Raw genomic sequence first — 13388 nt, 5'->3', positions numbered from 1 at the left:
TTAGCAAAAATAAGTATTTTAATGAAAGGAGCGATTGAAGTGAAGAAAATTTGTACTTCCTTCAGTGGAGCGGTTCAGGAAATTCACGATGGTGCTGTCCTAATGGTTGGCGGTTTCGGCCTTTGCGGAATTCCGGAAAACCTTATTTTGGCTTTAGTTGATAAAGGGGTCAAGGACCTTACAGTCATTTCGAACAATTGCGGTGTTGACGATTGGGGACTGGGACTGCTTTTAAAAAATAAACAGATTAAGAAAATGGTCGGATCTTATGTCGGCGAAAACAAAGAGTTTGAAAGACAGGTTCTCTCAGGGGAAATTGAAGTAGAGCTGCTTCCTCAAGGAACACTCGCGGAAAAAATCCGTGCAGGCGGTGCCGGCATTCCTGCTTTTTATACGCCGGCAGGAGTAGGTACACCGATTGCAGAGGGGAAAGAAACCAAGGTTTTTGACGGCAAGGAATATCTCCTCGAAGAGGCACTGAAAGCAGACTTCAGCCTTGTAAGAGCATGGAAGGGCGATAAAATGGGCAATCTTGTATATCACAAAACTGCCCGGAACTTCAATCCAATGATTGCAGCAGCAGGCAAAGTGACAATTGCAGAAGTGGAGACACTTTATGAAATTGGTGAATTGGATCCGAACTATATTCATACGCCGAGCATCTATGTTCAGTCGCTGGTTGAGGGAAAACAGGAAAAGCGCATTGAAAGACTGACTGTAAAGAAATAGATACTGACGGAAGGAGTGGGACTCATGAGTAACGATAAAGCAGCAGTCCGTGAGAAAATTGCCAGACGTGCTGAGAAAGAAATTGAAAATGGCTATTACGTGAATTTGGGAATCGGCATGCCGACATTGGTTGCAAACTATATTTCTGATAATAAAGAAGTAGTCCTTCAATCTGAAAATGGATTGCTGGGAATTGGACCATATCCTGCGGAAAGCGAAGTGGATCCGGATTTAATTAATGCAGGAAAAGAAACAGTTACCGCAATTTCGGGGTCCTCCTATTTTGATAGTGCTGAATCTTTTGCGATGATCAGGGGAGGCCATGTGAATATTGCAATTCTCGGCGGTATGGAGGTTTCTGAAAAAGGAGATCTGGCCAACTGGATGATTCCCGGGAAAATGATCAAGGGAATGGGCGGTGCAATGGATCTGGTTCATGGCGCCAATAAAATCATCGTGATCATGGACCACACCAATAAAAATGGTGATTCGAAAATCCTTAAAGAATGCAGCCTTCCTTTAACAGGAAAAAACGTCGTTGACCGCATTATCACTGAGCGGGCAGTCATCGATGTCACTGCTTCTGGTTTGAAGCTTGTTGAAGTCGCTAAAGGCTTCACAGTCGAGGACATAATCAATTCAACAGAACCTGAATTGCAAGTTGATGAAAACGTTATAACAGAAGCTTATTAATATCTTTTGAAAAGTACAGCTGCCTGCTGTGCTTTTCATTATTTTCAGCCAAAGGAAATGAGGGGAAGAAATGAGTTTTTCATTTAAAGGAATCGACCATATCCAGCTTGCTGCTCCACAAGGCTGCGAGGATGAAGCCAGGAGATTTTACGGTGAACAGCTTGGACTGAAGGAAATTCCCAAGCCTGAAAATCTTCAAAAGCGCGGCGGCTGCTGGTTTATATGCGGAGATCAGGAAATCCATATTGGGGTGCAGGAAAGCTTCTTTCCGGCAAAAAAAGCCCACCCTGGATTTATTGTGGAAAACCTCGAAGACTTGAGAAGCAGTCTTCAAAAGCAGAAAATAGCTATAAAGGAAGAACCGCCTATAGAAGGAAGAAACCGATTTTTTGTTGATGATCCATTCGGAAATAGAATTGAGTTTCTGGAGTTTTTGCCATAATAGCGATTCAGCCTATTCCTTCAAGAATAATAAAATATGTTATAATAAATGGCAAACTTAGTTGATGAGGGGTTTATATGAAAAAGAAGAAACACCATTCCCAGCCTAAAAAAGACGATAAGCCAGTCACACTCGGCGACATGCTAAATCAGGACTTAATGGAGCAATTAAAAGGGAAAAAGCAGGAATTAAAAGCTGCTGAAGATAAACAGAAGGAAGAAGATGAGCGCAGAAAAAGAGAAGAAAGAAGACTGCGCGAAAAAAATAAAAGTTTTGAAGAACTGCTAGGAGAAAGCGATCTTAACTGGAAAGAGTTCAAATAAAAAATAAACAAGTTTCATTTAAAATAACCGAGGGCAATGATTAATAAAAAATGATGGGAGTCGTTCCATGTTTTCTTTATTAAATTTTATTTTTGCCCTCGGTTTTTCATTTGTGCACTTCTTATCAAGGTACATGAAATTCTTAACCTATATCCCAAGAAGCAGGCTTTTATCAGCAGCCAGCGGAATTTCAGTGGCTTATATATTTGTCCATGTCCTGCCTGAGCTTAAAGAGCATCAAGAAAGTATAGAAGGTATGGAAAGTTCAGAGCTTTTCAAATACCTGGATAGCCATGTATACATATTTGCAATGTTGGGTCTTTGCGCTTTTTACGGGATTGAGAAAGCAGTGAAATATTCTCAAAAAAGTAAAGAAAAGCGGAACACAGCAAAACTTTTTTGGCTTCATATGTCCAGCTTCTTTATTTACAATATGCTGATTGGCTATTTGCTTGTACATGGAGAGTTTGACAGTTTAAAAGAATGGCTAATATACTTTTTTGCTCTATCAGTCCATTTCATTTCTAATGATCATGGCTTGAGACAATCACATAAAAGAATATACGATAAATATGGACACTGGGTACTGACATTTTCCATATTAATAGGATGGGCAGTTGGAGTCATTACTGAAGTAAGTGAGATGGTGATTGCTTTTTTATTTGCGACTCTAGCAGGAGGCGTGATATTAAATGTGCTTAAGGAGGAACTGCCGGAGAATAGAGAAAGTAACTTTGCTGCTTTTATTGGCGGAGTGGCAGGGTATACGATAATCTTAATAATGATTTAAGGGCTGAACTTTCATCAGCCCTCATCGGTTAAATTATCGATGCTGCTCATATTTGTTTAGCTTGGCAATGGATTGAATAATAGCCAATTCATCCTTATTCAGGGGATTAGCTCTTGCTGCTCTTGCATTTGCCCTAACTTGCTCTGACGTGCTGGCACCTGCCATCACGGAAGCGACAGCGGGATCCGCAAGATTATACTGAAATGCTATCTCAGTCATGGAGCGCTCATCCGAAATTTTTTTCCTAATGCTGGTAAGTGCTTCTGCCAATTCAGCATAGCTGTAATCCAAATAGCCTTTCTCTTTAACTGACTCCGTAGCCTTATCCAGCATTTTGTCGCTGAGCAATCCTTTAGCGAGCGGACCTCGTGTAACCGCGCTGATGCCTTTTTGATTTAGAAGCGGCAAAGCTTCTTCTTCAGGACGCCGATCTAAAATGCTGTATTGCATCATGACAGAAACGATGGAGGATCTTGAAACATATTCACGGATCACATTGGGACGGATGGAGGATATGCCATACTGCAGGATGTATCCTTCTTCCTTCAGTTCCTCAAATGCTTCAATGGTTTCATCAATAGAATCTTCCATCGTGCCGCCATGAAGCTGATATAAATCAATATAGTCTGTGTCCAGCCTTTTCAAACTGTCCTTTACAGCTTCTTTGATGTGGCTTTTTGAGGGATCCCAGCTCCAGCCATCTTTATTTTTATTCCAGCGGTTGCCGGCTTTGGTAGCAATGATCACCTGTTCGCGGACACTCTTTAAGGATTGTCCGACAAGCTTTTCATTTTCGCCAAAGTCATATAAATCAGCTGTGTCAAAATAATTGATTCCTTCTTCAAGGGCAGCTTCAATAATCTCCTGAGCCTGGGAAGGGTTGGTGCCAATTGACATGCAGCCCAGCCCGAGCTCGCTTACGTACAAGTCTGAGTTTCCAAGTCTTCTCTTTTTCAAGTACCCACCTCATTTGAGTGTTTTATATAATTGTACATAAATAAATGAGGCATACTCAAATTTAGAGGCTTATCATTTTATATTGTTCTGAGATTCAACCCAGTCTTTTACAAGAACATACTGCCTGCTGTATTGTTTTAGTTTCTCCCGGACTTCCCAGGCTTTGCCGGTCAGAATAATTCCCCTATTGTGGACATACACCTTCATGCCATACTCCCCCTCATCAAGTATGATAAAATGTATGAGCAATCATTATCGGAATAGAACAGGAGTGACTGAAAACAATGAGCCGCCTAGAAGAAAAAACGATTAATACGGAAAAAATCTTCACTGGTAAAGTCATTAGTCTGCAAGTGGAAGATGTTGAGCTGCCGAATGGCAAAACATCGAAGCGGGAAATTATCAAACATCCCGGGGCAGTAGCTGTATTGGCAGTAACAGAAGATAATAAAATAGTGATGGTCGAACAATATAGGAAAGCGCTGGATAAGATTATTGCTGAAATCCCTGCCGGAAAGCTTGAAACAGGAGAAGAACCCAGAGTTTGTGCAGAAAGGGAACTGGAAGAAGAAACGGGGTACGGCTGCACGGAAATGGAATGGCTGATCTCATTCTACACTTCTCCTGGATTTGCCGATGAGCTGGTACATTTATATATAGCAAAGGGACTTATGAAAATAGAAAATGCCGCTTCGCCTGATGAAGATGAATTTGTGAATCTTATGGAAGTAACGCTTGATGAAGCAATATCCCTGCTGAAGCAGCAAAGAATTTATGATGCGAAAACAGCTTATGCTATCCAATATCTGCAGCTGCAAGAGGCGCTGAAAAAATAGCATGAAGCGCTTTTTTGCTGATCTCCATATCCATATTGGACGTACGTTTACGGGAAAGCCTGTTAAAATAACAGGCGCTAAATCCCTAACCTTCACAAATATCATCAGGCATGCCCGAAATGAAAAAGGGCTTGATATCATCGGAATTATTGATTGTCATTCTCCTGAAGTCATACTTGAAATCGAGGATTTGTCCCAAAAAGGCCTTATAACTGAGCATAGGTACGGGGGACTTCAATATGGAGATTTAACGATTATACCCGGGTCAGAACTTGAAATATATGATGAATCCTGTAAAGGCCCAATTCATGTTCTTTGCTTCTTTCCGACACTTTCAGCCATGAAGGTTTTCTCAGCCTGGCTATCGGGACATTTAAAGAACATAACGTTAAGCTCACAGAGAATTTATGCCTCAGGCAGAATGCTTCAGGAAAAAGTGAAGGAACTGGATGGGCTTTTTATTCCTGCCCATGTTTTTACCCCATTTAAAAGTTTATTCGGGAAAGGGGTAGAGCGGTCGCTGTCAGAGGTGTTTGATCCTGGCTTAATTGATGCAATAGAGCTGGGGCTCAGTGCAGATACTGGGATGGCTGACCAAATAGCTGAACTTCACAGATATACCTTTTTAACAAACTCAGATGCCCATTCACTAAAAAAGATCGCGAGAGAATATCAAATCCTTGAAATGGAGTCACCAGCATTTGCTGACCTGAAAAAGGCTTTGACTGGAAAAGAAAAAGGCAAAGTGAAAACCAATTTCGGGCTTGATCCGATGCTTGGAAAATACCATCAGACTGTTTGCACTGAATGTTTTGGCCACTTCGATGAAGCAAATGGTAAATGCAGAAATTGCGGTCACCACAAATTTATCAAAGGCGTGGCTGACAGGATCTCTGAACTAAAATCATCTGGAGAATTGCTTGTTGAACGGCCTCCTTATATTCATCAGGTACCGCTTGAATTCATTCCAGGGTTAGGCCCGAAAATGCTGGAGAAGATGCTGAATCATTTCGGCACTGAAATGGCCATTCTTCATGATGTTCCTTTATCAGAAATAAGCAAAGTAATACCTGAGAAAACAGCCAGGCTTATTGGGAAGGCGCGTGAAGGAACATTAAACTTAAAGGCAGGGGGCGGGGGAAAGTACGGCAAAATTATGGATTCCTAAAAAACATAGAGCTCATCAGGCTCTATGTTTTTTAGGTGCTTTAGCATAAATGCATGTATCCCTAAGCTCTGTTCCATCTGCGCTTAGACTGTCATTAATAAGTATTCCTTCAAGTGTGAACCCCAGCCTTTCGGGAATCCTTCTGCTATTTATGTTTCTCGGATCACATCTAATTTCCACTCTATTCGCTTGGAAATGCTCAAAGGCAAATTTCGTCAAACCTTCAGCAGCTTCAGTAATATATCCTTTTTTCTGAAACCTCGAATCTCCCCAATAGCCAATTTCGAATTTACGGACATCCCAATCTATACGATGCAGGCCAGTAGAGCCAATAAACGCATCGTCTTCTTTCCTATATATATGGATACGGAAATCTTCCCTAAGTATAAACTTGGCATAAGATTTGCGGATGCCAGCTTCAGTTTCATCCACTGATTGTTCATTCTGTGCAAAAGGAAGCCATTTTTTAAGTTCATCAGCTGAAGCTGATACGGCCTCATGCACTGTTTTTCCATCTCCGGGCAAGGCAGGTCTCAAATAAAGTCTTTCGGTTTCAATTCTCTCTGGAAACTCATTTAAAATCGGATCCATTTTCTTATTCCCTCCTGTGACAATTTAAATAATTTTGAAAATTATAGCGGAAATAACTGGAATATTCAAGACTTTTTTTCATTGGGGAATTATCCAATTCATTGTCATACAAATCTGGGACAGGCATACAATTTAATATCCAATCTGTTTGTTTTAGGAGGAAGAGCAATGAAGAAAAAAATGTACCAGAACGCTGCAGCAGCCCACTTTCGCGAACATTCCTCAATCTATTTATTTATTATTGTGCTATTCCTGATGGGTGTCATTTTTGGGGCTATCGTTGTAAATAGCTTAAGCTTTACACAAAAAGAAGATTTATTTTATTATCTGTCGCAGTTTTTTGGCCAAGTATCAGATGGACATGTTGCAGCAGCAGATGAATTATTCAAACAGAGCTTTTTTCATAATACAAAATTTATAGGACTGATGTGGATTTTGGGAATCTCCATAATTGGACTGCCTGTTATTCTAATACTTCTATTTATGAAAGGGATGGTGGTTGGCTTTACTGTTGGTTTTCTCGTTAACCAAATGGGGTTGGAAGGATTTTTGCTTTCCTTCGTATCTGTCCTTCCCCAGAATCTGATCATCATACCTATATTTATTCTCGCTGCAACTCTGGCTGTTTCTTTCTCTTTAAAAATGATAAGAAGACAATTTATGAAAAAAGCAGGTCAGCCCATGATGCCTCTTTTTGGAAGATATATGATTGCTTTTGCTGTAGCCATTCTGTTTTTAATTGCTGCAGCAGGAGTGGAGGCGTTTATCTCGCCTGTCTTAATGAAGTCTGTTGTCAACTCAATCCAATCCTAAATATATGAATTATTGCGAAAGGCAGAGCGGGCGGCTCTGCCTTTTGTTTGTACAGGAAAAGGGGTAGAAACAAAAAGATAGGGTACATATAAAGAGGTATAAGAATCTTTTGAAGTATATTATAATAATTATTATATAAAATTAATTTTTATCTGTTATTTATAATTATTTTATTTTGAATGTGATCTTATTTCTGTTATAATGAGAATGTTAGTGGCGAGGGAGGGACTTTCGGTATGGAAAGCAGAATTGAAAGAATAAAAAAACAGTTGCATTCATCCAGCTACAAACTAACACCACAGCGAGAGGCAACAGTTCGCGTCCTGTTAGAACACGAAGAGGATCATTTAAGTGCGGAAGATGTCTACCTCCTAGTAAAAGAGAAATCGCCTGAGATAGGCTTGGCAACTGTATATAGAACACTTGAATTGCTGACTGAACTAAAAATTGTCGATAAAATTAACTTTGGTGATGGAGTTTCCCGTTATGACCTGCGTCAGGAAGGGGCAGCCCATTTCCACCACCATTTAGTCTGTATTGAGTGCGGAGCTGTTGATGAAATTCAGGAAGATTTGCTTGAAGACGTAGAGGAAGTGGTTGAACGCCGCTGGAACTTTAAAATAAAGGATCACCGCCTTACGTTTCATGGCATCTGCTACCGCTGCCAGGATAAACAGACAGACAACGAAGCAGAAGGAAACTAATACTTATTGACAAAGCTTATTCTAACATTAGAATGGGCTTTTTATTTTGATTTAATTTTATATAGTTTGCTTTTTTCAGCGGAAAAACAATAATCTAGAATAGCCTGGCTATAAAGGAATGTGCCCTGAAGAAACGCCTATTATGCAGATTCAGGTATAATTCTTGTCCAAAATGGCATACCTTTTAATAATAGTAAGCTTCTAAATCTTTCTTTTTATTAAAAGTTATGGAGGACCAAACAATGAAATCCTGGCTGAGTATGGCTTTTCAGACCATTAAAGTATTTGTCATTTTTACTGGATGCACAATCCTTTTTTATTATGGTATTATGTGGTTAAACGAAGAATACCAGGATTATCACCGCTATGACGAACCACAGGGAGCGGCTGTTAAGGTGTCGGCGAGCGGAACGGATGAAGATGCGAGCTGGCTGGACCGGTTAATTCTTTTCTACTTAAATGGGGAGTAATGCAATCATATGGATGATCAATTAAGAGACTTTATTCATTATTTACTTGTAGAAAAAGGCCTCGCCAAAAATACAATTGTATCTTATGAAAGAGATTTGAAAAGTTATCTGAAATATCTCAAGTCTGAAGAGAAGATTTCAAGCCTTGAGAGTGTGCAGCGTATGCAGATTGTCCAATTTCTCGGTTTTTTAAAAAAACAGGGCAAATCCTCAAAAACTTTGGCCCGGCATATAGCCTCTTTAAGGGCCTTTCACCAATTTCTGCTCCGCGAAAAAGCAGTTGGCCATGACCCTTCTGTTCATATAGAAACACCGCAAATGGAACGTTCGCTTCCAAAAGTATTAAACATGCAGGAAGTGGAAACTTTATTGGATTTACCAGAGATAAAGGATCACTTTGGTTTGCGCGATAAAGCCATGCTTGAACTTTTATATGCTACAGGTATTCGCGTGAGTGAGCTGATAGGCCTGAACATAGGTGATGTGCATTTAACGATGGGCTTTGTAAGATGTTTAGGCAAAGGAAACAAGGAACGGATTGTGCCTATCGGCAAAACAGCCTCCGAAGCGCTTGAAATGTATTTAAATGAAGGAAGAGGAAAGTTTGCTTCAAAAAAGCATAAAGATGAAGCGTTATTTTTAAATCATCACGGCAAACGTCTTTCAAGACAGGGATTTTGGAAAATATTGAAGCGGCTGGCTCAGGAGGCAGGGATCGAGAAGGAACTTACTCCACATACGCTGAGACATTCATTTGCTACTCATCTCCTTGAAAATGGTGCTGATTTACGAGCAGTCCAGGAAATGCTTGGACATGCCGATATTTCAACCACGCAAATTTATACGCATGTAACCAAAACTCGTCTTAAAGATGTGTACAGCCAATATCATCCGCGTGCTTAAAGCATTAATTGTATAAGTAAATATAAATGTCATAAAGCTGCCATGAAAAATAGGCAGCTTTTTCTTGTCTTTTTACCTGTTTATTATGTAAAATATAGATGTCAGACTTCTGACGAATGAAAAGGCTATCTATATATTTATTTAAATGAAAGAATTTCTCTTTTTTACTGTTCAGCTCCTTCGCCTGCCTCCTTGAGGTGCATGGGCTGGGCAAGTCGTTCCGCTTTTCTTTCAGCAAGAGAATCAGTGTTAAATAAACCTAAAAAGGGTACTATACGAATATGATTTTTGTAACCGTATTCAAATAATTAGGAGGTTATCATATGTCTGCATATACATATAAGCGTGTTTTTTTAATCGTCATGGACTCAGTGGGAATTGGAGAAGCGCCAGATGCCGATAAGTTCGGTGATAAAGGTGCTGATACGCTCGGCCATATCGCAGAAAAAATGAATGGCCTGAAGATGCCGAATATGGGCAAACTTGGGCTTAGTAATATCAGTGAAATCAAAGGAATCGAAAAAGCAGAGAAGCCAATGGCATTTTACACAAAAATGCAGGAAGCTTCTAACGGAAAAGACACAATGACTGGACATTGGGAGATCATGGGCTTGAATATCCAGACTCCCTTTCGGGTATTTTCAGACGGGTTCCCGCCGGAATTGATTTCTGAACTTGAAGCCCGTACGGGGAGAAAAATAATCGGTAATAAACCGGCGAGCGGAACGGAAATTCTAGTTGAACTCGGGGAAGAGCATATGAAAACCGGCGCTTTGATTGTTTATACATCAGCAGATTCCGTACTGCAAATCGCGGCGCATGAAGATATAATACCAATCGAAGAACAGTATAAAATCTGTAAGATTGCACGCGAGCTGACGCTGGATGAAAAATATATGGTCGGCAGAGTGATTGCCAGACCATTCCTTGGAGAGCCGGGAAATTTCCAAAGAACATCCAATAGACATGATTATGCGTTAAAGCCATTTGACCGTACAGTAATGAACGAAATGGCTGACAGCGGCCTCGATGTATTGGCAATCGGCAAAATCTCCGACATTTTTGATGGTGAAGGGGTGACTGAAGCCATTCGCACAACTTCAAATATGGATGGAATGGATAAGCTGATTGAAACATTTGAAAAAGAGTTTACGGGCCTGAGCTTTTTGAATCTTGTTGACTTTGATGCATTGTTTGGGCATAGACGCGATCCAGAAGGCTATGGAAAAGCACTTGAAGAATTTGATGAGCGCCTGCCTGAAGTATTTGAAAAAATGCAGAACGGCGACCTATTAATGATTACTGCCGACCATGGGAATGACCCTGTACATCATGGTACAGATCATACACGTGAATATGTTCCTCTTCTTGTTTACTCAAAAGACATGAAGGAAGGGCAAGAGCTTCCAATTAGCGAAACTTTTGCAGATATTGGAGCAACGATCGCTGATAACTTTAATGTAAAGATGCCGGCTTTTGGCAAAAGCTTTTTAAATCAATTGAAATAACGCAATATAAAAACAGATGAGGAGAATGACGATGAATTATAGCAAAATTCAAAATGCGGCTGAGTTTCTTAAAAATAAATATACTGGGCAGCCAAAGATTGGGCTGATATTAGGGTCAGGACTCGGAGTACTGGCAGACGAAATTGAAGAACCGGTTAAAATCCCATATAACGAAATCCCTGATTTTCCTGTATCAACGGTAGAGGGCCATGCTGGACAGCTGGTTTTCGGACGTTTGAACGGCATTGAAGTGGTTGCTATGCAAGGCCGTTTTCATTATTACGAAGGATACTCATTTGATAAGGTAACTTTTCCTGTAAGAGTTATGAATGAAATGGGTGTTGAGAAGCTGATTGTTACAAATGCAGCAGGCGGAGTGAATGAAACCTATTCACCTGGAGATCTCATGCTTATTTCAGACCATATCAACAATATGGGCAGCAATCCGCTTATTGGTCCTAATGATTCCCGCATGGGTCCGCGTTTTCCGGATATGTCAGAAGCATATTCCAAAGAATTAAGAAAACTTGCAAAAGGAATTGCCGATAAGCTAAACCTGAAGATTCAGGAAGGAGTTTATGTCGGCAATACGGGGCCGACTTATGAAACTCCTGCAGAAATTCACATGCTGAGAACAATTGGCGGAGATGCAGTCGGCATGTCAACTGTTCCAGAAGTCATTGTGGCACAGCATTCAGGAATGAATGTGCTTGGAATCTCCTGTATTTCAAATATGGCTGCAGGTATCCTGGATCAGCCGCTAAACCACGAAGAAGTAATCGAAACAACTGAGAAAGTCAAAGCCGATTTCCTTCGTTATGTGAAAGCAATCGTTAAGGAACTTGGTGTATAAGATTTCTTAAGGCATGTTGATTCTGGAGGCTATGCGGCTAACTTAGTTTAATTACTGAGTTGATTGGAGCGGAGGGCACTTGACTCCTGCGGGTGGAGGCTCTCGTTCCTCCCCGCGGAAAGCAAGTGTCCGTAGCGGAAATCAACGGGCTGACTTATTGATCAAAAACAACAATCGATTAGATTAGAGCCATAAGAAAAGAATAAATGAAAGCAGTGGTGTTTGATTATGAGAATGGTGGATCTTATTGAAAAGAAAAGGGATGGACTTGAGTTAACAACTGAAGAAATTCAGTTTGTCATTAAAGGATATACAGACGGTTCAATCCCGGATTATCAGGTAAGTGCTTTAACAATGGCTATCTTTTTCCAGGGAATGACAGAGAACGAAAGAGCCGACTTGACTATGGCGATGGTAGAATCCGGTGATCAAATCGACTTATCAAAAATAGAAGGCATTAAAGTAGATAAACATTCAACTGGCGGTGTTGGCGATACAACAACACTGGTCCTGGGACCGCTTGTAGCGGCAGTGGGTGTTCCGGTTGCGAAGATGTCAGGGAGGGGACTCGGACATACAGGCGGAACCATCGACAAACTTGAGTCGGTAGAAGGTTTCCATGTAGAAATTGAAAATGATGAATTCATTAAGCTTGTTAATCAAAATAAGATTGCAGTAATTGGACAGAGCGGCAACTTAACACCAGCTGATAAAAAGTTGTATGCACTTCGCGATGTTACAGCTACAGTTGACAGCATTCCTCTAATTGCAAGTTCGATAATGAGCAAAAAAATCGCTGCAGGTGCTGACGCCATTGTCCTTGATGTTAAAACAGGCGCTGGCGCATTCATGAAGACGCTTGACGATTCCCGTGAATTAGCGAAAGCGATGGTTCGAATCGGAAATAATGTTGGCAGAAACACAATGGCAGTTATATCGGATATGAGCCAGCCGCTGGGTTATGCAATTGGAAATGCCCTTGAAGTAAAAGAAGCGATCGATACATTAAAAGGCGAAGGTCCTGAAGATCTGACAGAACTTTGCCTGACCTTGGGCAGCCATATGGTTTTCTTGGCGAAAAAAGCGGATTCATTGAAGGAAGCGCGTGAAAAGCTTGAGAATGTTATTAAAGATGGTTCCGCTTTAGAAACATTCAAAGTATTCTTAAGCTCTCAGGGCGGAGATGCTTCAGTTGTTGATGATCCGCAAAAATTGCCTCAGGCAAAATATACATTTGAATTAGAAGCTAAGCAGGATGGCTATGTATCTGAGATTATAGCAGATGAAATTGGAACAGCAGCCATGCTTTTGGGAGCAGGAAGAGCAACCAAGGAATCCGAAATCGATCTTGCTGTCGGCCTTATGTTAAGAAAGAAAATCGGGGACCAGGTACAAAAGGGTGAATCTCTTGTAACCATCTACAGCAACTTTGAAAATGTAGAAGAAGTAAGAAATATGCTTTATGAAAACATTACTATGTCGACTGAAAAAGTACCGGCTCCAATATTGATTCATGAGGAAATAACTGAATAATATAGCAGCAAAAAGCCGCCAGGACTTTATGTCTGGCGGCTTTTTGCTGTGGTGCTGTCTTCTCTTATTATTTTT

At 40.6% G+C, this 13388-nt stretch carries 17 protein-coding genes; 14 read left to right on the top strand and 3 right to left on the bottom strand.

Annotated features, from left to right (window positions below; genetic code table 11):
- Window positions 1–39 precede the first annotated feature (39 nt).
- The 5 genes from ACXAD1_RS17495 to ACXAD1_RS17475 all read left to right on the top strand — a co-directional run bounded on the left by ACXAD1_RS17495 (window position 40) and on the right by ACXAD1_RS17475 (window position 2977).
- Window positions 40–729 (top strand): CoA transferase subunit A, encoded by a 690-nt coding sequence (locus ACXAD1_RS17495; protein WP_206838374.1) that lies wholly within the window; start codon window positions 40–42, stop codon window positions 727–729.
- Between the two features lie 24 nt (window positions 730–753).
- Entirely contained in the window at window positions 754–1422 is a 669-nt protein-coding gene (locus ACXAD1_RS17490) for a 3-oxoacid CoA-transferase subunit B (RefSeq protein ID WP_206838371.1), read from the top strand.
- 70 nt (window positions 1423–1492) lie between these two features.
- Window positions 1493–1864 (top strand): VOC family protein, encoded by a 372-nt coding sequence (locus ACXAD1_RS17485; RefSeq protein WP_206838368.1) that lies wholly within the window; start codon window positions 1493–1495, stop codon window positions 1862–1864.
- Between the two features lie 77 nt (window positions 1865–1941).
- Window positions 1942–2187, top strand: coding sequence for a YqkE family protein (locus tag ACXAD1_RS17480; protein ID WP_206838366.1), 246 nt, complete (start codon window positions 1942–1944; stop codon window positions 2185–2187).
- A 67-nt stretch (window positions 2188–2254) separates the two neighbouring features.
- Window positions 2255–2977 (top strand): ZIP family transporter, encoded by a 723-nt coding sequence (locus ACXAD1_RS17475; RefSeq protein WP_206838364.1) that lies wholly within the window; start codon window positions 2255–2257, stop codon window positions 2975–2977.
- 33 nt (window positions 2978–3010) lie between these two features.
- On the opposite strand, the gene ACXAD1_RS17470 is transcribed toward ACXAD1_RS17475, so the two are convergent.
- Together ACXAD1_RS17470 and mciZ are read right to left on the bottom strand one after the other, a co-directional pair.
- Window positions 3011–3934: an aldo/keto reductase gene (locus ACXAD1_RS17470; protein WP_474910666.1), complete on the bottom strand. Its 924-nt coding sequence runs from the start codon at window positions 3932–3934 to the stop codon at window positions 3011–3013.
- 72 nt (window positions 3935–4006) lie between these two features.
- Window positions 4007–4141: a Z-ring formation inhibitor MciZ gene (gene mciZ, locus ACXAD1_RS17465; protein WP_206838359.1), complete on the bottom strand. Its 135-nt coding sequence runs from the start codon at window positions 4139–4141 to the stop codon at window positions 4007–4009.
- 77 nt (window positions 4142–4218) lie between these two features.
- Between mciZ and ACXAD1_RS17460 the strand changes: the two genes are divergently transcribed.
- Together ACXAD1_RS17460 and ACXAD1_RS17455 are read left to right on the top strand one after the other, a co-directional pair.
- Window positions 4219–4770, top strand: a complete 552-nt coding sequence (locus tag ACXAD1_RS17460) for an NUDIX hydrolase (RefSeq protein ID WP_206838357.1) — start codon at window positions 4219–4221, stop codon at window positions 4768–4770.
- A gap of 1 nt (window position 4771) precedes the next feature.
- Window positions 4772–5938: an endonuclease Q family protein gene (locus ACXAD1_RS17455; protein WP_206838355.1), complete on the top strand. Its 1167-nt coding sequence runs from the start codon at window positions 4772–4774 to the stop codon at window positions 5936–5938.
- 15 nt (window positions 5939–5953) lie between these two features.
- On the opposite strand, the gene ACXAD1_RS17450 is transcribed toward ACXAD1_RS17455, so the two are convergent.
- Complete coding sequence (locus ACXAD1_RS17450) at window positions 5954–6529, bottom strand: GNAT family N-acetyltransferase (RefSeq protein ID WP_206838354.1); 576 nt, start codon at window positions 6527–6529, stop codon at window positions 5954–5956.
- A 168-nt stretch (window positions 6530–6697) separates the two neighbouring features.
- Between ACXAD1_RS17450 and spoIIM the strand changes: the two genes are divergently transcribed.
- The 7 genes from spoIIM to ACXAD1_RS17415 all read left to right on the top strand — a co-directional run bounded on the left by spoIIM (window position 6698) and on the right by ACXAD1_RS17415 (window position 13313).
- Window positions 6698–7342: a stage II sporulation protein M gene (gene spoIIM / locus ACXAD1_RS17445; RefSeq protein WP_206838352.1), complete on the top strand. Its 645-nt coding sequence runs from the start codon at window positions 6698–6700 to the stop codon at window positions 7340–7342.
- Between the two features lie 236 nt (window positions 7343–7578).
- A complete protein-coding gene (fur, locus tag ACXAD1_RS17440) occupies window positions 7579–8046 on the top strand; it encodes a ferric iron uptake transcriptional regulator (protein ID WP_206838350.1) in 468 nt (155 codons plus the stop codon).
- A gap of 242 nt (window positions 8047–8288) precedes the next feature.
- Window positions 8289–8516, top strand: a complete 228-nt coding sequence (locus ACXAD1_RS17435; RefSeq protein ID WP_206838347.1) for a YqzK family protein — start codon at window positions 8289–8291, stop codon at window positions 8514–8516.
- A gap of 9 nt (window positions 8517–8525) precedes the next feature.
- Complete coding sequence (gene xerD, locus ACXAD1_RS17430) at window positions 8526–9419, top strand: site-specific tyrosine recombinase XerD (protein ID WP_206838345.1); 894 nt, start codon at window positions 8526–8528, stop codon at window positions 9417–9419.
- Window positions 9420–9742: 323 nt separating this feature from the next.
- Window positions 9743–10927, top strand: coding sequence for a phosphopentomutase (gene deoB, locus ACXAD1_RS17425; RefSeq protein ID WP_206838343.1), 1185 nt, complete (start codon window positions 9743–9745; stop codon window positions 10925–10927).
- 31 nt (window positions 10928–10958) lie between these two features.
- Entirely contained in the window at window positions 10959–11780 is an 822-nt protein-coding gene (locus ACXAD1_RS17420; protein WP_206838342.1) for a purine-nucleoside phosphorylase, read from the top strand.
- 228 nt (window positions 11781–12008) lie between these two features.
- The gene (locus ACXAD1_RS17415; protein WP_206838340.1) at window positions 12009–13313 is read left to right on the top strand and encodes a pyrimidine-nucleoside phosphorylase; all 1305 of its coding nucleotides are present in this window, start codon (window positions 12009–12011) and stop codon (window positions 13311–13313) included.
- Window positions 13314–13388 lie beyond the last annotated feature (75 nt).

Source organism: Cytobacillus sp. ABV4_503 (assembly GCF_056158445.1).
The sequence above is the reverse complement of the archived record's forward strand: the minus strand, read 5'-3'. Positions and strand labels throughout refer to the sequence as shown.